Source organism: Olsenella kribbiana (assembly GCF_036408795.1).
GTDB classification, from domain to species: domain Bacteria; phylum Actinomycetota; class Coriobacteriia; order Coriobacteriales; family Atopobiaceae; genus Olsenella_L; species Olsenella_L kribbiana.
On sequence record NZ_JAZGJP010000008.1, the window covers coordinates 37,483 to 54,204 of the forward strand.

The 16,722-nt window shown below is 60.5% G+C and carries 20 protein-coding genes; 15 read left to right on the top strand and 5 right to left on the bottom strand.

Annotated features, from left to right (window positions below; translation table 11 throughout):
- The 3 genes from VXJ24_RS06715 to VXJ24_RS06725 are packed head-to-tail and all read left to right on the top strand — an operon-like array spanning nt 1 to nt 2,062.
- Nucleotides 1-822 (top strand): mechanosensitive ion channel family protein, encoded by an 822-nt coding sequence (locus tag VXJ24_RS06715; RefSeq protein WP_330972157.1) that lies wholly within the window; start codon nt 1-3, stop codon nt 820-822.
- A gap of 30 nt (nt 823-852) precedes the next feature.
- Nucleotides 853-1,341 (top strand): S-ribosylhomocysteine lyase, encoded by a 489-nt coding sequence (locus VXJ24_RS06720; RefSeq protein WP_330972158.1) that lies wholly within the window; start codon nt 853-855, stop codon nt 1,339-1,341.
- Nucleotides 1,342-1,351: 10 nt separating this feature from the next.
- Nucleotides 1,352-2,062 (top strand): 5'-methylthioadenosine/adenosylhomocysteine nucleosidase, encoded by a 711-nt coding sequence (locus VXJ24_RS06725; protein ID WP_330972159.1) that lies wholly within the window; start codon nt 1,352-1,354, stop codon nt 2,060-2,062.
- A 79-nt stretch (nt 2,063-2,141) separates the two neighbouring features.
- On the opposite strand, the gene VXJ24_RS06730 is transcribed toward VXJ24_RS06725, so the two are convergent.
- Together VXJ24_RS06730 and VXJ24_RS06735 are read right to left on the bottom strand one after the other, a co-directional pair.
- The gene (locus VXJ24_RS06730; protein ID WP_330972160.1) at nt 2,142-2,969 is read right to left on the bottom strand and encodes a carbon-nitrogen hydrolase family protein; all 828 of its coding nucleotides are present in this window, start codon (nt 2,967-2,969) and stop codon (nt 2,142-2,144) included.
- 54 nt (nt 2,970-3,023) lie between these two features.
- Nucleotides 3,024-4,286: a DUF349 domain-containing protein gene (locus VXJ24_RS06735; protein WP_330972161.1), complete on the bottom strand. Its 1,263-nt coding sequence runs from the start codon at nt 4,284-4,286 to the stop codon at nt 3,024-3,026.
- A gap of 1,156 nt (nt 4,287-5,442) precedes the next feature.
- Here VXJ24_RS06735 and VXJ24_RS06740 point away from each other — a divergent pair.
- A complete protein-coding gene (locus VXJ24_RS06740) occupies nt 5,443-5,871 on the top strand; it encodes a hypothetical protein (RefSeq protein ID WP_330972162.1) in 429 nt (142 codons plus the stop codon).
- 56 nt (nt 5,872-5,927) lie between these two features.
- Here the strand turns inward: VXJ24_RS06740 and VXJ24_RS06745 are convergent, their stop codons facing one another.
- On the bottom strand, nt 5,928-6,419 hold the full coding sequence (locus VXJ24_RS06745) for a hypothetical protein (RefSeq protein WP_330972163.1): 492 nt from the start codon (nt 6,417-6,419) through the stop codon (nt 5,928-5,930).
- 144 nt (nt 6,420-6,563) lie between these two features.
- Between VXJ24_RS06745 and VXJ24_RS06750 the strand changes: the two genes are divergently transcribed.
- The 4 genes from VXJ24_RS06750 to VXJ24_RS06765 are packed head-to-tail and all read left to right on the top strand — an operon-like array spanning nt 6,564 to nt 9,203.
- The gene (locus VXJ24_RS06750) at nt 6,564-7,247 is read left to right on the top strand and encodes a YdcF family protein (protein WP_330972164.1); all 684 of its coding nucleotides are present in this window, start codon (nt 6,564-6,566) and stop codon (nt 7,245-7,247) included.
- A 33-nt stretch (nt 7,248-7,280) separates the two neighbouring features.
- On the top strand, nt 7,281-8,129 hold the full coding sequence (locus VXJ24_RS06755; RefSeq protein ID WP_330972165.1) for a Cof-type HAD-IIB family hydrolase: 849 nt from the start codon (nt 7,281-7,283) through the stop codon (nt 8,127-8,129).
- An 11-nt stretch (nt 8,130-8,140) separates the two neighbouring features.
- Nucleotides 8,141-8,665: an HD domain-containing protein gene (locus VXJ24_RS06760; RefSeq protein WP_330972166.1), complete on the top strand. Its 525-nt coding sequence runs from the start codon at nt 8,141-8,143 to the stop codon at nt 8,663-8,665.
- Nucleotides 8,658-9,203: a GNAT family N-acetyltransferase gene (locus VXJ24_RS06765; protein ID WP_330972167.1), complete on the top strand. Its 546-nt coding sequence runs from the start codon at nt 8,658-8,660 to the stop codon at nt 9,201-9,203. The genes VXJ24_RS06760 and VXJ24_RS06765 overlap by 8 nt, the downstream gene beginning before the upstream one ends.
- A gap of 61 nt (nt 9,204-9,264) precedes the next feature.
- Here the strand turns inward: VXJ24_RS06765 and VXJ24_RS06770 are convergent, their stop codons facing one another.
- A complete protein-coding gene (locus tag VXJ24_RS06770; protein ID WP_330972168.1) occupies nt 9,265-10,191 on the bottom strand; it encodes a DMT family transporter in 927 nt (308 codons plus the stop codon).
- A 114-nt stretch (nt 10,192-10,305) separates the two neighbouring features.
- On the opposite strand from VXJ24_RS06770, the gene VXJ24_RS06775 reads away from it, so the two are divergent.
- Complete coding sequence (locus VXJ24_RS06775) at nt 10,306-11,184, top strand: LysR family transcriptional regulator (protein WP_330972169.1); 879 nt, start codon at nt 10,306-10,308, stop codon at nt 11,182-11,184.
- On the opposite strand, the gene VXJ24_RS06780 is transcribed toward VXJ24_RS06775, so the two are convergent.
- The gene (locus tag VXJ24_RS06780) at nt 11,181-11,738 is read right to left on the bottom strand and encodes a macro domain-containing protein (RefSeq protein WP_330972170.1); all 558 of its coding nucleotides are present in this window, start codon (nt 11,736-11,738) and stop codon (nt 11,181-11,183) included. The genes VXJ24_RS06775 and VXJ24_RS06780 overlap by 4 nt on opposite strands.
- Nucleotides 11,739-11,807: 69 nt before the next feature.
- Between VXJ24_RS06780 and VXJ24_RS06785 the strand changes: the two genes are divergently transcribed.
- From VXJ24_RS06785 to cysE, 6 genes are all read left to right on the top strand, one after another.
- Nucleotides 11,808-12,431: a DUF362 domain-containing protein gene (locus VXJ24_RS06785; RefSeq protein WP_330972171.1), complete on the top strand. Its 624-nt coding sequence runs from the start codon at nt 11,808-11,810 to the stop codon at nt 12,429-12,431.
- Nucleotides 12,432-12,453: 22 nt separating this feature from the next.
- Nucleotides 12,454-13,227, top strand: coding sequence for a glutamate racemase (gene murI / locus VXJ24_RS06790; RefSeq protein ID WP_330972172.1), 774 nt, complete (start codon nt 12,454-12,456; stop codon nt 13,225-13,227).
- A gap of 2 nt (nt 13,228-13,229) precedes the next feature.
- On the top strand, nt 13,230-13,904 hold the full coding sequence (locus VXJ24_RS06795; protein WP_330972173.1) for an HAD family hydrolase: 675 nt from the start codon (nt 13,230-13,232) through the stop codon (nt 13,902-13,904).
- 120 nt (nt 13,905-14,024) lie between these two features.
- Complete coding sequence (locus VXJ24_RS06800) at nt 14,025-14,465, top strand: hypothetical protein (protein ID WP_330972174.1); 441 nt, start codon at nt 14,025-14,027, stop codon at nt 14,463-14,465.
- 185 nt (nt 14,466-14,650) lie between these two features.
- Nucleotides 14,651-15,562: a cysteine synthase A gene (gene cysK / locus VXJ24_RS06805; RefSeq protein ID WP_330972175.1), complete on the top strand. Its 912-nt coding sequence runs from the start codon at nt 14,651-14,653 to the stop codon at nt 15,560-15,562.
- 362 nt (nt 15,563-15,924) lie between these two features.
- Nucleotides 15,925-16,590, top strand: a complete 666-nt coding sequence (cysE, locus tag VXJ24_RS06810; protein ID WP_330972176.1) for a serine O-acetyltransferase — start codon at nt 15,925-15,927, stop codon at nt 16,588-16,590.
- Nucleotides 16,591-16,722: the final 132 nt, after the last annotated feature.

The following is a 16,722-nucleotide window of genomic DNA, read 5'->3' on the forward strand; positions in this document are numbered from 1 at the left end:
ATGGACTGGGGAGCAATGGCGGCATTCTTCTCGCTCGATGCAATCGGCGGCAAGATCCTGTATCTCGCTGTCGTGGCAGGCATCGCCTATGTGATCGAGCGGGCGCTCTCAGCCTTCCTCTCGCGCGTCTTCGATGCGACGGATATCCCCGCTGCCTCGATCTTCGTGAACATCGTGAAGGCCTTCATCTGGGCGCTTGCCCTGCTCGCGGTGCTCCAGCCTGTCTTTGGCATCCAGCCGACTGCCTTTGTCGCAGCCCTGGGCGTCACCTCCGTCGTAATCTCTCTGGGCCTCCAGGATACGGTCTCGAACGTGATCGGCGGCCTTGCCCTCATGCTCGGCCAGGTCGTGAAGCCGGGCGACTACATCACGGTCGGCTCCCAGTCGGGCATCGTGATCGATGTCACCTGGAGGAACACCCTTCTCACGGATGCGACAGGATCGACCCAGATCATCCCGAACTCGGTCCTCAACAAGACAGCTGTGACGATCCGCTCTGCCTCCGATGTCACGTCCTGCACCGTGCCGCTCCTGCTCAGAAGCGATGTGGATGTGGATGAGGCGACAGCTGACATCCTGAAGAAGGGACAGGAGGCACTGGGCGACTGGGCGGACTCCGATTTCAAGCCGCTTCTCTGCCTCATCTCGTTCGGGACGTATGGCATAGAGGCAAAGGCCATCTTCCATGCAAAGGCAGACCAGAGCTCGCTTCTGGCTGCCGACAGGGTGGCGCGTGCCATCGCCGGCACGCCCTGGCTTGCGAGGATGGACCGTGAAGTGCCAGAACATGGGTCTGCATCCGGGCAATCTCGCCTATCCTGAGTTCTGTCAGCAACCGTGAAGGAGTTCGTAATGGAAAAGATTGCAAGCTTCACGATCAACCATCTTCTGCTCGAGCCAGGAATCTATCTGTCCCGCAAGGACAAGGACCCTGAGACGGGCTGCATCATCAGTACGTTCGATCTCAGGCTCACAGCACCCAACCGCGAGCCTGTCATGAACACGGCGGGGGTCCACGCTATCGAGCATCTCGGCGCCACGTATCTGAGGAACGATCCCAAGTGGGCAGCACGTACGGTCTACTTCGGGCCCATGGGCTGCCGCACCGGCTTCTATCTCGTCGTCTTCGGCGACTATAGCTCGAAGGACATGGTGGATATCGTGAAGAGGCTCTTCGAATTCATCCGCGATTTCGAAGGGGACATTCCGGGTGCCACGCCGCGCGACTGCGGCAACTGGCATGACGCGGACCTGAACGAGGCAAAGTGGTGGGCTCGCCGCTATCTCAGCGAGACGCTTGATGGTATCGACGAAGCGCACCTCAACTATCCCGAAGCGTAAAGGAGCATCCATGGAGGCAATCAAGGTCGGCATCATCGGTGCCATGGCAGAAGAAGTGAACTGGCTCAAGGCCCAGCTCAAGGACTCTCAGACAACGCAGATTGCCCAGCGCGACTTCTGCGAGGGCAAGCTCGGCGGAACGGATGTCGTGGTCTGCGAGTGCGGCGTCGGCAAGGTCAATGCCGCTATGGTCGCGCAGACCCTCTGCGAGCGCTACCACGTGACCCATCTCATCAACACCGGTGTCGCAGGCTCGCTCAACAACGACATCAACATCGGCGACATCGTCGTTGCGACCGACGCCGTCCACCACGATATGGACGTCTGCAACCTCGGCTTCAAGCCGGGAGAGGTGCCGGGGCTCGATACCGTGGCCTTCCCGGCAGACCCTGAGCTCCGCGCTGCAGCGCTCGATGCAGTCGCTGCCGTCGCTCCGGAGATCAAGGGCTTCGCAGGGCGCGTTGCCTCGGGCGAGCAGTTCGTCCGTACGCAGGAGCAGAAGGACCGCATCAAGTCCCTGTTCGACGCTGACTGCACCGAGATGGAGGGCGCACCTATCGCCCAGGTAGCCTACCTCAACAAGGTGCCGTTCGTCGTCGTGCGTGCCATCTCCGACAAGGCAGACGGCTCTGCCTCTGTCGACTATCCGACATTCGAGAAGCAGGCAGCAGAGCACTGCGCAAAGATCGTCGAGTACCTCGTTGCCAAGCTCACGGCCTAGACGCTTCAAGAGGCCCAGAAGGAAGGGAGGCCGGATGCCTGCAGGCATCCGGCCTCCCTCATGTCTATCTGTTGTGACCTCAGAGATAGAGATCGGGCCTGCGCTCATCGAGCCAGGTACGCTCGCTGCGGATCTTGACAACACGGCCGAGGTCGATGTCTGCGACAAAGAGGCTCTCCTCGGCTCCTGCCTTGCCGACGAGCGTGCCATCGGGTGCTGTTACAAGCGACTCCCCAGCAAAGACGGGGTCGTCGTTCGGCTCCTTGCCCGATCGGTTGCAGAGTGCGACATAGCAGGTGTTCTGGAATGCCTGGACGCGCATCTCCCATTCGAAGAGCTCGAGCGGCTCGTCCTCGACATTCACGGTCGGCACGAGCACAAGCGCGGCACCTTGGGCAGCGCAGCTCCTGATGCTTTCCGGGAAGTGGCGGTCATAGCAGATCACGACACCGATCCTGCCCCAGGGGGTGTCGTAGACCTGAAAGCCCGAAGGGGAGGGCGTATAGTAGTCGGCCTCGAAGAAGCCGGGATAGCTTGCGACATGGACCATGCGGGCAGGCTCGCCCAGAAGCGTGCCATCCGGACCTGCCGTGATCGACGTGTCGTAGGCATGGCCATCAGGCCACCTGCACCAGAGATTGAACGAGGCAGCGATGTCAAGAGAGCGGCAGGTGCCGAGGAGCTGCCCCAAGGCAGGAGATCCGAGGTCGGGGCACATCTCGGCGAGCTTTCCGCTATAGGGGCTCTCGTCTTTTCTCCAGGCAGGGAAGAACGGCGTGAGCTGCGCTTCAGGAAAGAGCACGAGGTCAGCCTCTGCGGCATCGGCCTGCCTCAGATAGGCAATGCTCGCTTCGAGATTGTCTGCCATCGATTCCTGCATCTGCATCTGTGCCAGAGCGAGGCGCATAGGGACTCCAAACGACAAAGGGCGGCATGCCCAATTGCATGCCGCCCTCTCAGCTTATCTGAGTTTCTGCCTGATGTCTTCGATCTGTGCCTTCAGATCCTGGATGCGCTCTTCCTTCTCCTGGATCCAGCCTTCCATGTTGTCGAGGTACTCCTGGCTGGTCGTCGTCTCCATCTTGTCGCGGAGGTGGTCGATCTGGCCCTGGAGGTTCTCGATCTGTGCCTCTCTGCGCTCGATGGCCTCCTCGGACTTCTTCTGGGCTATCTCGTGCCGCGCCTCATGGTAGGCACGCTTCTGGAGCCAGAACTTCTCCTTTGCGTCATGGAAGCTCTCCCAGAGCGCATCGTTCGTCTTCGGGCCGGCATAGCCGATGGCCTTCCACTTGACGTCCAGGCCCTTCATCGTCTCGGTCGCCTCGGGACCGAAGTCCATAGCGGCAGAGACGCGCTTGGCGGTGTCGATGAGCTCCTGCTTCGCCTCGGCGTTCTTCTTGTACTGTGCCTCGACCGCAGCGTAGTGGGCATGCTGGGCATCGAAGAACTTCTGGCGGAGTCCATTGAACTCTTCCCAGAGACGGTCGTTCTCTTCGCGGCCTGCCTGGCCGGCAGCTCGCCATTCCGTCATCAGGTCATGGACCTGGTTCGTCTGTGCCTTCCACTGCGAGGCGCCCCAGGACTCGTCAGGCTGCGGCAGCGCGCGCAGGCGCTCGATGAGCCCCTGCTTCTTGGCGCGGGCCTTTGCGTGGAGGGAGTCAAGCTCCTGGTAATGGGCATTCCTGCGCTCGAAGAACTCATGCTGGGCGCCATTGAACTTCTCCCAGAGGCGGTCGTCCTCTTCGTGGCCAGCAGAGCCTGCCTTCTTCCACGCATCCATCAGGAGGTGGAAGCGCTCGGTCGTGGCCTTCCACTCGCGCGAATCGCGGAGCTTGTCGGCTTCCTCGACGAGCTTCTCCTTTGCGGCCTGCGATGCTTCCCGCTCATGGGTGCGCTCTGCATAGATCGTGTGGCGGGCGGTCTGGAAGGCTTCCCAGAGCTCGTCCTCCTTGGCGGTATGCCAGTTGTGGATGGCGCGCCAGGCGTCCATCGTCGGCCTCAGCTGCTGCGAGCCGTGGCGCCAGTCGGATGTGCGTACGAATTCCTGGAGCTCGCTGACGAGCGCTTCCTTCTTTGCGATGTCAGCCTCGCGCAGAGGATTCGGCTGCACTTCCGGCTCTGTGCTGGATTCTGTCTTTGCCTCGTCTGCCTTCTGCGCATCCGGCACGCTTTCCTGTGCCGTGGTCTCGGTCGCCTCGGTGTCGCGTTCCTCATTCAAAGCCATGGTCACTCCCTGGGTGAGCGAAGAGTAGAGGTGATGTGTGGATGCAGTTCCCACAAGCCGAAAGACTACCACGTACGGCTTCAGATTTTCACCACATCTCCGGCTTTGGACAGCTGGATTCTGTGGGTGGACGCCGTAACAGAAGCGTGCGCAATCAGAAACTTAGAAGAGTGCTTCGGGAAAGCTTCACGGCACCAAGCCATCCTAGACTGGCTTCAGGCGAGCGGGAAACGGGAATCTATTCCAGCCGACCGTAAGCCCCTCCCTCCCTGTTGCCTCTGCCTGTCCAAGGGATTGGCAGAGGCATATCAGGCAGAGCTGTCTCGTGGGATTCCTGGCGACTCGGCCGTTCGGCGCCAAATTGGCACCGCTCGGCACGGGAGTCCCGAAAGAGGCGAAGGACCTGGGTAGGAATATAAGCGAACAGAAAAGGGTCGCACCAAAGAGGCTGCGACGAGAGAAGGGGGTGAGTCCGATGGGCATAGATGAGAGCTCTATAGTGCGTCTGCCCGAGGACCGCTGACCTTATCTGACGGGTGTGGGTTTCAGCCCCCCCCCGCGTACTGGCTGTCCGAGACAGAGCAATGCCAGCCGGGCAATCGGGCAGACGTATGATATTTAGCTGGGTGAGCTCCGGTGCTTCGTGCATCCATTTCACTTTGGTCCAGCACGTGACGAGCGCGTGGCTGTGGCGGCGGGAATGGGCACTGCGAGCCTGAGGAAGGTTCCGACGTCTGTTTCGGCATGATGCAGGAAGCAAAGTTCCGATTCCGTTTTGGCGCCTGGCGCCGAGAGGGATGACACCAAAGTTCTGAGCAGCAGGGGGTCTTTCCCCACATCAGGCATCTGTAGTCCGTCATCTGAAATGGGGATGACACCAAAGTTCTAGCGAGCGGGAGCAGAAGCTCCCTCATTGAGGCATCTATCGGATTGCCGCACTTCGATGGAAGGCGGCAGAGCGGAGGAGGGGATACCGAAGTAATAGAGACGATCTATCCAATCGTTCGGTTTTTCGCTATCCTCGCTCTCGATGATAGCTGAGCTGTGGGGCGGACCGCGCAATCGGGCACGGTCCGCCCTGTTTCATGTCGGGCGTGTCTGAAAAGCTGCAGGCTGGGTATAGCTTGGAGCCAGAAAGACAACTTGGGGAGGCATGATGGACGAAGAAGCTGAGTACGTGGTCCCGTCGGATGAAGAGGAACGCAGAGAGGCACGCGAGGCAGGAGAGCGTGCGCTCAAGAGCCTCAGGGAGGCCCGGGGCTACCTTGCAAAGGCAAGCAGCTGGGGCCTCGTCGACCTCTTCGGCGGCAACTTCATCTCCGGTGCGCTGAAGCATGCCCGCCTTGCCGAGGCGCGCGAGGCGATCGGCCAGGCAAAGCGCGATGTCCAGGCCTTCCAGAAGGAGCTCGGCGACGTCCGGGATGTCGAGCATCTGAAGGTCGATGTGGATGGCTTCCTCGAGTTTGCCGATTTCGTATTTGATGGCGCGATTGCCGACATCCTGGTCCAGTCCAGGATCGAGAAGGCAAAAGACTCGGTCGATGATGCTATCGCCGGCATCGAGCGCTCGCTCAGAGACCTGTAAGAGAAGCGGGAGGGACACGAAAAGCCTCTCCCGCTTTTGCATTCCTTCGGATGTTCTTACTGGGCTGCCGTGAACGTCAGATGCCCGAGCACGGTATCCAGATCGTCCATGCCAGAGGCATCGCGCAGATAGATGTAGTTCTTTCCATCAGGCACCTCGATCAGGGCCTCTGCGATACCGGAGTCCGTATAGGTGATGACAGAGGAGCCGTTGATCTCGGTCGTCGTGTAGTCTGAAGCGGATTTTGCAGAGGCGACGTAGGAGTCGTAGTCGGCCTTCAGGATCAGGAACCCATAGGCTGCGACCTTGCCGTCTTTCGAGACATCGAAGTTCACGCCCTGTTGCACGAGGTCATAGCCATCCGACGTATCGCAGCTGATAGCGACATCGGCATTCTGGAGGATGCCGGTCGTGATCGTCGCTCCGGATGTCTGCTGCGATGCAGCGGTCGTGGTCTCGCCCGTGCTTCCGCAGGCAGAAAGGCTTGCCGCAAGGAGCAGGCCCGACACGAGGGCACAGACGCGGTGTGCGAGCTTGGCCGGTTTCATGGATGCTCCTTTCGGGACGGTCTGAAAAGCATGCCTTTCATGCTACCCGAAGATGGCGGAAGCTGTCGGGATTTGATGATTCCTGCACCTCGTGCACCGGCGGCTTGCTAGGCTTGAAGCAGAAGCTGCGAGGAAGGTGCTGCTATGGATTCTCAGGATATCGATCGGCTGGCGCGCTTGATCTTCGAATACGGCGAGAGTGCAGATTCAGAGCTTATGCCTGCATCTGCCATCCTGGCCTTTGGAAGCCACGACGAGCATGTGGCGGAGCGGGCAGCGGAGCTCTGGCATGAGGGGCTTGCTCCCTTCATCATCTTCACAGGTGGCCTGGGACGCATAACGAAGAGGCTCTGGCAGGAACCGGAAGCAGAGCGCTTCGCCCATATCGCCGAGGAGGCGGGCGTTCCTGCCGATGCGATCGTCACTGAGCCCGATTCCACGAATACGGGCGACAATATCCGCTTCACGCGGGAGCTCATGAGGAAGAAGGGGATTGCGAAGGCACGCCTCATTGTCGTCGAGCGTCCCTACCGTGCGCTTCGCACAAGGGCGACCGTGAGCTGCCTCTGGCCGGGACTGACGTTCCAGGTTGCCGTGCCGGATATCGGCTACGATGAGTATGCACGCTGGTACGCAAGCGGCCTGGCACCGATCTCGAAGCATGAGTTCATCTCGGTGCTCGTGGGCGATGTCGAGCGCAATGTCATCTATCCCGAGCGCGGCTGGCAGGACCCCGTCATGACGCCAGAGACGGTGCTCGATGCAAGCAGGATGCTTGCACAGGCGGGCTACACAGAACAGCTGCTGCCCGATGTGAGCATCTGGTAGGACAGCAGGGGACCCGAAAGATTGGGGGCAGACATGATCGAAGCGATTCTGCTCGATGTGGACGGCACGCTCACGAACGACAGGAAGGAGATCACGCCGAAGACCGAGGCTGCGCTCAGGGCTGCTGAAGCGGCGGGCATCCGGCTTGTGCTGGCAAGCGGCAGGACCGACAACGGCCTTTCGCGCTTCGGACGCCAGCTTGGCATGTATGAGCACGACGGTGTCTTTGTCTGCTACAACGGCGCAAAGGCCGTGGACTGCCAGACAGGAGAGATCCTCTTCAACCAGGCCATGAGCGTAGATGCTGCCAAGCGTGTCCTCGAGCATATGAAGCGCTTCTGTGTGTGGCCGATCATGGACCACGGCTGCTACATGTACGTGAACGATGTCTTTGCCGGCATGGTCACGAATCCGGATGGCACCCGCCGCAACATCATCGAGTACGAGTCGCGCTCGAACAGCTACCTGCTCTGCGAAGAGCGCGACCTTGCCGCGTTCGTCGACTGGGAGCCGAACAAGATTCTCGTCGCCGGCGAGCCTGCCTACCTCGAGAAGCATTGGCAAAAGATGGCAGAGCCCTTCGAGGGCGAGCTCAGCTCCATGTTCACGGCACCCTACTACTACGAGTTCACGGCCAAGGGCGTCGACAAGTCGAAGGCGCTCCGCGAGAGCTTCTCTGCTCTCGACATCGCTCCCGAGAACGTGATCGCCTTCGGCGATGCGCAGAACGATATCACGATGCTCAAGTGGGCAGGCATAGGGGTCGCTATGGGCAACGCCGTCGACGAGACGAAGGAAGCGGCCGACGAGGTGACGCTCTCGAACGAGGAGGACGGCATCGCCGCTTCCCTCGCGAAGCATCTGCCGGATATCTGCGGATAGGGACGGCTTGCATGGATGTACAGATGGCCGACCCCGATGCTCTGGCAGAGGCGCTCTTCGGCACCGATGAACGTGCGATGCGTGCCTATGCCCTTGCCAGGCGTGCCCATGCAGGGCAGCGCGACAAGGCGGGAGCGCCCTATATCCTGCATCCCCTGAGCGTGGCTCAGGGAGTGATGGCAAGCGGGGATGAAGATGCCCTCGTCTGCGCCCTGCTCCATGATGTGGTGGAGGATGGAGGCGTGGACCTCGATGAGATACGGCAGGAGTTCGGAGACGCGGCAGGGGATGCCGTGGGGCTTCTGACGCATGAAGAGGGCGTGCCCTACCTTGACTATGTAAGGCATATCGCCGAGAGCGGTTCTGCTGCGGCTATCCGGTGCAAGATCTCGGACCTTGCGCAGAACCTCGATATCGCGCGTCTTCCCGAGGCAGGCCAGCAGGATTTTGAGCGGTTGGAGAAGAAATACCTGCCGGCACTCCGCATCCTGCTCGACAGGCTCGAGAAAGGTGTGGCAGACGCAGCCGATGAATGAGCTTTCGGTTGCTTGTGCAGAGCATCTTGCCGGCGAAGATGAAGAAGCCGTCCTGGCACTTCTTGAAGAGACGGAAGGCGAGTTCGTGCCGCCGCTCTCCAAGAGGGCATCGACCCATCAGACAGACTTGAGCACGCCTGCAGCCTCAGACAAGACTGGGGTCGAAGCCTACTTTGCAGAGCTTGCAGGCCAGCCGTTCCTGCTTGCGCGGGAAGGCAGGAGGTTTGCCGGCTTTCTCTCCTATATCAGAGGCTTCGATGCGGGATGGATCCGTCTCGGTGCAGATGCGGTCTACATTACGACCATCTGCACCGCGCCAGAATTTCGCCATCGCGGTGTTGCTTCTGCGCTCTACCGCGCCCTCGAGAAGAGGATCTGCCCTTCTGCCATGCTCATAAGGACCTGGTCGACAAATGGGGCGCAGCGCTCGCTGCTCGAGAAGGGCGGCTATCGCATGGTGCGCTGCCTCGCAGATGACCGCGGGCCTGGCATCGACACGCTCTACTATCTGAAGGAGCTCGGGAAGGTCTCAATCTAGGGGAGAAGAAAAGGACCCGGTGCCTTCTGGCATCGGGTCCTTGAGCATTGATGGCTCTGCGCTAGCGTGCCTGCTGGAGGCTCCTCGAGGGGATGGGTGCTGTCTTTTCAGCAGGCTTGGCCTTCGCCTTGCCGGAGAGCTCCGAGAAGGCTGCGCCGCCGAGGATGAGGACAGCTCCTGCAAGCTGCGCTGCGCTCATGGGCTCGCCGAGCAGGATGACGGAGAAGACGACAGCAGAGAGCGGCTCGAGATAGCCGCAGACCGACACGGTCTGGACCGGCAGGTCGTGCATCGCAGCGAAGTAGAGGAAGCAGCCAAGGCCGGTATTGACGAAGCCGAGCATGAGGGCAGGAGCGATATCGGTGGCAGCAAAGGAAGGAAGCGCCTGGCCTGTCAGAAGAGCATAGATGAAGACGCAGGCAAAGCTGCCGATGAGCTGCACGGTCGCATTCTCGAGGCCGCAGATGTCGGTGACCTTCTTCGAGAAGATGACCATGAGGGCATACATGACCGCGGACATGAAGCCGCAGATAAGGCCGAACAGAGAGAGCGTGCCCTGAAGTCCCTGGCCGACGACGAGGAAGCATCCGCCGACGACAGCTGCAAAGCCGGCAAGCTTGCGGGCACCGAGGTGCATATGGAAGAGAATCGGCGAGAGGGCCATGACAATGACAGGGCCGCAATAGTAGAGAAGGGAAGAGACGCCGACGCCGATCAGACGGTAGGCCTGGAAGAGGAAGATCCAGCCGCCGCCAAGTGCTGCTCCCGAAAGGGCAAGGAAGAGCGCCTGCTTCGGGTGTGCGGCACTCTGGAGCGTCTCATGGCTGCGGAGAAGCCCGGCTGCGAGTATGACGGCGAGGAGGAGGCTGCCGAGGAACGTGCGCACGAGCACGATCTGGGTGGAAGGAAGGAGCATCTGTGCCGCTACAATGCCATTGGAGCCAAAGAGAAGCAGCGCTGCGAGATAGCGGAGCAGGGATTTCCTCATGGATGCACCTTTCCAGATGATTGCCGTGCCACCCATTTTCCCAGAGCGCTTTTTACAATAAAAGCGAATATGATAAATATGTTGTATTATGAATTGTGATGGAAAGGAGCGGGCATGGACACGAACATCCAGAAGTACCGCGCCCTTATCGAGGCAGTCGATCAGGGCAGCTTCTCGCGGGCGGCAGAGGTCCTCGAATGCTCGCAGCCGGGCATCAGCCGCATGATTGCAGATCTCGAGCATGACTGGCGCGTCCGCCTTGTCGAACGTGGCCGTGGCGGCGTCTCGCTCACGGCTGAAGGCAAGAAGATCCTGCCGTACGTGCGCCGGGTCGTCGAAGAGGACCGGGAGCTCCACAGCCGGATCGACGACGTGAACGGCCTTGCAGTCGGCACGGTGCGCATCGGCTCGTTCACGAGCGTGGCCACGCACTGGCTCCCGCATGTGATTGCGCGCTTCCAGAAGGACTTCCCCCAGATCGACTATGAGCTCGTGATGGGCGACTACACCGAGATAGAGCGCTGGGTGCAGGAGGGCAGGGTCGACTGCGGCTTCATTGCCGGAAAGCCGAAGAGCACCCTCATGGACAGGCTGCTCGACCGTGACGAGATGCTGGCTGTGGTGCCCGAAGGGCACCGGCTCGCTTCCAGGGATTCCTGCGCTCTCGAGGACCTCTGCCGCGAGCCGTTCATGATGCTGCAGCAGAGCGGCGACACCGAGGTCTCAGGCATATTCGAGGCTGCGCATCTTGCACCTGACGTCCGCTTCGTGACCTGGGATGACTATGCAATCATGTCGATGGTGGAAAACGGCCTCGGCGTCTCCGTGCTGCCGAGTCTCGTGCTCAAGCGCAATCCCTATCACATCAAGCTGCTGCACCTCGAGGAGCCAGCCTTCAGAAACATCCGCGTGATCACACGTCCGGACATCTCGAAGATCGCCTCGAAGTTCCTGGAATACCTGAAGTACAGAAACGAGACAGTGGAGGACTAGCGCAGCTTCTCCACTTCTATGCCTTCTGGCGCATCCTTGCAGACAAAGAGCTGCTCTGCCAGAACCTTGCCCTGGCAGAACTCTGTGTCCTTGAAGAGGCAGAAGCGGATCTCGTCGAAAGAGGGCGCTTCTGCAAGGAGGATCTCGAGCGCCAGAGGCAGTGCCTCTTCGAGGGGATAGCCATAGACGCCTGTCGAGATCGAGCAGAACGAGATCGTGCGCGCGCCTGCATGTCTTGCCTCTTCGCATGAGGTGCGGTAGCAGGAGGCAAGCTGCTCGCGTGCGCGCTGAGGAGTCTCCCTTGCATAGATGGGGCCGACGGTATGCACGATGAAGCGGCAGCCGGTGCGGGCTTCAAGGTTGAAAGACGGCGTCACGACAGCCTGTCCCGTCGGGCAGAAGCCAATCTTCCTGCAGGCACGGTCAAGCTCTGGACCGGCAAGCGCATGGATCGCTCCGTCGACGCCGCCCCCTCCGGCAAGCGCGCGGTTTGCAGCATTGACGATTGCGTCGGTCTTCTGGTCTGCGACCGAGCCATGGATGAGATAGAGCATGAACATTCGCCCCTTCTTTTGCCATACACTATAGACGTTTGCAGAAATGCGCTGCCAGAGAGGTGACCCATGCAGATAGCGTCAGACGGAGAGGCCCTTGTGCCTGCACTCGAGGAGCTGGTCTCGAGGGAGCATCCAGTCCTCATCGGTTCTGCTGTCGATGCAGACGAGAGGCCGCGGACAGACGAAGTGTGGCTCGAAGGCTTCGATGGGGAAGGCCTCGCCTTTGCCGTGCGCGCAGGCACGGCGCTCTCATCGTCTCTTCGCCATAGGCGCTATGTCTCGGCGATGGGAGGCGTCGTATGGGAGGGAAGGCCTGCGTTCGTGGGATTTGCAGGACGTGTGCATGAGCTCTCCCAGAGCGATCTTTCGCTTCGCCTCAGGGAGACAGGCGCGGATGCGGACAGCGTGCTTGCAGGAGGCTATGGGAGCCTTGCCGGCTTTGTCCTCTTCGATGGACGGGGAATACTTCGCCAGGATGGCACCGAATGGAAGTTCGGCGTCGGCACGGCAGAGCCGCCTGCAACGTATTACGTCACGAACTCCTGCACAGGCTGCGGCATCTGCGTCGTGGCCTGCCCGCAGCTTGCGATAGATCTCACGAAGAGCCCGGTCATGATCAGCCAGCCGCGCTGCATCCATTGCGGCACCTGCTTCGAGAGCTGCCCGAATCATGCCATCATCAGGCTCTAGCAGAAGGAAGGTCATGGGTTCCATGGGACAACATGAGGGATGGGTCGGCGTCTTCGATTCGGGCGTCGGCGGCATCAGCGTGCTCGAGCATCTCGTGCGCGAGCTTCCGCATGAGCGCTTCCTCTTCTTTGGGGACTCGGCGAATGCACCGTACGGAGAGAAGACGGACGAAGAGGTCATGAAGCTCTCCCGTGCCATCGTGGAGTACATGGTGCATGAAGGCTGCAAGGCCATTGTCATTGCCTGCAATACAGCGACCTCGGTCGCGGCGGCGACGCTTCGTGCCGAGTATCCAGATCTTCCAATCATCGGCGTCGAGCCAGCGCTCAAGCCGGCAACGCTTGCTCCGAAGCACAGAAGAGTGCTGGTCATGGCAACACCGGTGACGCTCAGGCTCGACAAGTACCATCAGCTCGCAGCTACCTGGGGCTCCGACTCCGAAGTCATCTCCCAGCCCTGTCCGGGGCTTGCGGCAAGGATAGAGCATGGCAACCTCGATGCTCCCGACCTCACAGAGCTCATCGAGCGCCTTGTCGGCCGGTATGCCGGAACGGTCGATTCCGTCGTGCTGGGGTGCACGCACTATCCCTTCGTGGCTCGTCAGATTCGCTCGGTTGTCGGCGATGTGCCGCTCTTCGAATCGGGTGCCGGCGCGGCACGCGAGCTCAGGCGCCGCCTCGAGGAGACGGGCAGGCTTGCGCCTGCGTCGCAGGAAGGCATGGTCGAGTTCCGGTCGAGCAGGAATACGCCGGAGGAGCTTGCGCTCTACCGCTGGTTCTTCGCGCAGGAGGTATAGGCATGATCCAGGGCGCAATCTTCGATATGGATGGCCTCATGGTCGACTCCGAGCGCGTCTGGTGTGCCCAGTGGCCCCAGGTCTGCGAAGAGGCGGGAGTGCCCTATCGCCCTGAAGTCGCAGACAGGACGCGCGGCACGACGGACGAGCGGGGAGCTGAAATCCTCGAGGAAATCTATAGCGACATCAAGGATGTCGACGGGGCGCAGATGATCAGAAGGCTTCATGAGCTTGCAGGCGTCGTCTTCAGGACCCAGGGTGTTCCGGCAAAGCCTGGCCTCTTCGAACTCATGAACTATCTCGGCGGCTGGCATATACCCTGCGCCGTGGCGTCATCTTCTCCGCTCGAGCTCATCCATCTCCACCTCGGCCATCTCGGGCTCGAAGGAGCTTACCAGGCCATCGTGAGCGGCAGGGATTCCGGCATCGCGCACAGCAAGCCGGCACCCGATATCTTCCTCGAGGCAGCGCGACAGCTTGGGGTAGAGCCCGAGCGCACGCTTGTGCTCGAGGATTCCTACTCGGGTGTCAAGGCAGGAGCCGCAGGGCATTTCATAACCATCATGGTGCCCGATCTCTCGCCCGTGACAGATGAGATGCGAGGCATGGCATCCTACATCTGCCAGGACCTGGCCGAGGTCGCAGACCTTCTGGACCAGGGCTTCATCGATGCCTGATTGAGACTTCTCTCAGCTTCATAGGCGTTCCGTGTCGGTTTCCTGCCGATCCTAAGGGCCGGCAGGAAACCTGCCTCAAGAGGCGATTATGGAGTGTGGCATCCTCATCGAAAGGAACACATGAACAGGAAGACCTATATCGTTCTCATGATCGTCTCTGCGGTTGTTGCCGTGCTCTCGCTTGCCATGGTCCTCTGGACGCATATGTCCGAGAGCGCCTACGAGTCGCTCGTCACGGCCTCCATGGGCCTGCAGCTTGCCTATATCGTCTCTTCGCCCCTGCTTGTCGAGAGCATCGCCTTTGCCGGCATGATCACGCTCGTGCATCTCGGGCACCTGCGCCTCGGCAAGACCCAGAGGATCGTCTCGCTTGTGCTTGGCTGCGTGCTTACGCTCTTCGTCGTCGCAGGCTCGCTCGTGGCAGCATATCTGCCGTCGGCCCTTCAGGTCGTGGTCGTCGTCTGCGTCCTCATTGCGGCCCAGTACCCGCTCTGCATGATTGCACCTGCCCTCATGCTCGGATTTGGCCTTGCGCTTCCGAAGGAGCAGGCAGAGGCCTAGGCCCGATCTGGGCTGGTTTAATTCCTCTATGTAACTAGGAATTAACAGAGCAATCCCATATTCCCACTTGAATGGTAGGAATATAAGTGCCATTCTGTACACAACGAGCTTGCAGGCCATCCAGGACTTGTGTCCCCGGCCAAACCACCCTCGTATCCAGCAGATAGCAACAGAAAGGCACGAACATGAAGGTCGCAAAGCACGTCGAGGCACTGATTGGCACCACCCCGCTTGTGGACCTCTCCGCCCTCGTCGACGGCAAGGCTACGATTCTCGGCAAGTACGAGGCAACGAACCCTGGCGGATCTGTGAAGGACCGTATCGCGAAGGCCATCCTCGATGCCGCAGAGGCAGACGGCACCCTGAAGCCAGGAGGCACGGTCATCGAGCCGACGAGCGGCAACACCGGTGTCGGTCTTGCCATGCTTTCCGCAGCGCGTGGCTACCATATGATTCTCGTGATGCCTGAGACGATGTCCATCGAGCGCCGCAAGCTTGCTGCCTCCTATGGTGCAGAGATCGTCCTCACGCCGGGCAAGGATGGCATGAAGGGCGCCATCGCAAAGGCAGACGAGCTCAAGGCCCAGACGCCGGGCGCAATCGTTGCCGGCCAGTTCGTGAATCCTGCAAACCCGCGTGCCCACTACAAGACGACCGGACCTGAGATCTGGCGCGACACCGAAGGCACCGTCGATGCAGTCGTCGCAGGCGTCGGCACGGGCGGCACGATCTCCGGCACCGCGAAGTTCCTGAAGGAGCAGAAGGCTTCCGTCAAGGGCATCGCTGTCGAGCCGGCAGAATCTGCTGTGCTCGAGGGCAAGCCGGCAGGCCCCCACAAGATTCAGGGCATCGGTGCTGGCTTCATCCCGAAGACCTATGATGCCTCCGTCGTGGACGAGGTCGTGCCTATCGCTTCCCAGACTGCAATCGACACGAAGAAGAAGCTCTCCGACGACTTCGGCATCCTCGTCGGCATCTCCTCCGGCGCTGCTGTCGCTGCCGCCGTCGAGCTTGGCAACCGTCCCGAGTATGCTGGCAAGACGATTGTCGCGATCATGCCGGATACCGGCGAGCGCTATCTCTCCATGGACCTCTAAAGCAGATATGCACAGATGGGGGAGGGCAGCCTGCATCGCAGGATGCCCTCCCTTTTCTTGGCTCGAGACGTGCTGCTCCTGTTGACCGGAGTGCCCTTCGAGCGGTATAACTGTCTCTGAAATACCGCTACGCAAGTATGATTTAGAAGGGCCGGTGCTCGATGCAAAGGGCTGGCAGGAGACAGACGGGAGCCGCCTTGGGCCATGTGCCAGGCGCGCTCTGTATATCCCGCTAGGTCATATCGGCACGTTCGGCAAGGAGGCTGCCAGTGGCTGAAGCTGTTGCAGCAGCGGAATGCGGCATTTTCTCTGGAGAGGCAATGAATGCAGATGAGAGGGGCTTCCTCGAAGCTCCGGAAGATATGAGCCGTGAACACGGCAAGATCGGCCTTATCAAGATGATGAAGGAGGATGCACGTGCGGTCGTCGCACGCGATCCTTCGGTGTCGTCTGTGCATGAGGTCGTGTTCTTTGCGGCGGGCCTGCGTGCGGTCTGGGCCTATAGGCGCCAGCATTGGCTGTGGACCCACGGCATGCATTCGCTTGCCATGTGGTCGCAGAGCCATACGCGCAAGCGCTATGCCATCGATATCCATCCTGCCGCTACGATCGGCAGGCGTTTCGTGATCGACCACGGCATCGGCATCGTTATCGGCTCCACCGCCATCCTGGGCGATGACTGTATGCTCTATCAGGGCGTGACCTTGGGCATGACAGGACACCATGCTGGCAAGCGCCATCCTACCCTCGGCAACAATGTGATGGTCGGCGCGCGTGCAACGGTGCTCGGAGCGATCACGATAGGGGACAACGTGAAGGTCGGCGCGAATGCGGTCGTGCTCGAGGATGTCCCGGCCAATGTCACGGTTGCAGGCATCCCAGCCCACATCGTGAAAGATCATCGCTGCTGGGAGATGCCCCAGTTCTCGCTCGTGGACGGCGAGGCTGCGGTGAAGAGCCTCTTGGGCGAGGAAAAGGGCAATATCCTCGACGATGATGAGAACAAGCGCTGGTCCTGCGCACTCTGACAGCTTGCTTGAGCCTCGCTGAAATAGTTTCCGTCTGTTTACAGGTCCGAGACATCTCCGGACTTGCACGTACCATAGCCACAACTCGATAGTCCGCTGCAGGGGATATCTGCAGCTATCCTTGAAAGCGAG

Excerpts from the sequence above, each read along its gene's own strand:
- VXJ24_RS06740 (WP_330972162.1), top strand. The coding sequence starts at position 5,443 with ATGGACGAAGAAGCTGAGTACGTGGTCCCGTCGGATGAAGAGGAACGC.
- VXJ24_RS06775 (WP_330972169.1), top strand. The coding sequence starts at position 10,306 with ATGGACACGAACATCCAGAAGTACCGCGCCCTTATCGAGGCAGTCGAT.
- VXJ24_RS06750 (WP_330972164.1), top strand. The coding sequence starts at position 6,564 with ATGGATTCTCAGGATATCGATCGGCTGGCGCGCTTGATCTTCGAATAC.
- VXJ24_RS06780 (WP_330972170.1), bottom strand. The coding sequence starts at position 11,738 with ATGCTCTATCTCATCCATGGCTCGGTCGCAGACCAGAAGACCGACGCA.
- VXJ24_RS06725 (WP_330972159.1), top strand. The coding sequence starts at position 1,352 with ATGGAGGCAATCAAGGTCGGCATCATCGGTGCCATGGCAGAAGAAGTG.
- VXJ24_RS06745 (WP_330972163.1), bottom strand. The coding sequence starts at position 6,419 with ATGAAACCGGCCAAGCTCGCACACCGCGTCTGTGCCCTCGTGTCGGGC.
- VXJ24_RS06785 (WP_330972171.1), top strand. The coding sequence starts at position 11,808 with ATGCAGATAGCGTCAGACGGAGAGGCCCTTGTGCCTGCACTCGAGGAG.
- VXJ24_RS06770 (WP_330972168.1), bottom strand. The coding sequence starts at position 10,191 with ATGAGGAAATCCCTGCTCCGCTATCTCGCAGCGCTGCTTCTCTTTGGC.
- VXJ24_RS06715 (WP_330972157.1), top strand. The coding sequence starts at position 1 with ATGGACTGGGGAGCAATGGCGGCATTCTTCTCGCTCGATGCAATCGGC.
- VXJ24_RS06720 (WP_330972158.1), top strand. The coding sequence starts at position 853 with ATGGAAAAGATTGCAAGCTTCACGATCAACCATCTTCTGCTCGAGCCA.
- VXJ24_RS06760 (WP_330972166.1), top strand. The coding sequence starts at position 8,141 with ATGGATGTACAGATGGCCGACCCCGATGCTCTGGCAGAGGCGCTCTTC.
- murI (WP_330972172.1), top strand. The coding sequence starts at position 12,454 with ATGGGACAACATGAGGGATGGGTCGGCGTCTTCGATTCGGGCGTCGGC.
- VXJ24_RS06800 (WP_330972174.1), top strand. The coding sequence starts at position 14,025 with ATGAACAGGAAGACCTATATCGTTCTCATGATCGTCTCTGCGGTTGTT.
- cysK (WP_330972175.1), top strand. The coding sequence starts at position 14,651 with ATGAAGGTCGCAAAGCACGTCGAGGCACTGATTGGCACCACCCCGCTT.
- cysE (WP_330972176.1), top strand. The coding sequence starts at position 15,925 with ATGAGCCGTGAACACGGCAAGATCGGCCTTATCAAGATGATGAAGGAG.
- VXJ24_RS06735 (WP_330972161.1), bottom strand. The coding sequence starts at position 4,286 with ATGGCTTTGAATGAGGAACGCGACACCGAGGCGACCGAGACCACGGCA.
- VXJ24_RS06765 (WP_330972167.1), top strand. The coding sequence starts at position 8,658 with ATGAATGAGCTTTCGGTTGCTTGTGCAGAGCATCTTGCCGGCGAAGAT.
- VXJ24_RS06755 (WP_330972165.1), top strand. The coding sequence starts at position 7,281 with ATGATCGAAGCGATTCTGCTCGATGTGGACGGCACGCTCACGAACGAC.
- VXJ24_RS06730 (WP_330972160.1), bottom strand. The coding sequence starts at position 2,969 with ATGCGCCTCGCTCTGGCACAGATGCAGATGCAGGAATCGATGGCAGAC.
- VXJ24_RS06795 (WP_330972173.1), top strand. The coding sequence starts at position 13,230 with ATGATCCAGGGCGCAATCTTCGATATGGATGGCCTCATGGTCGACTCC.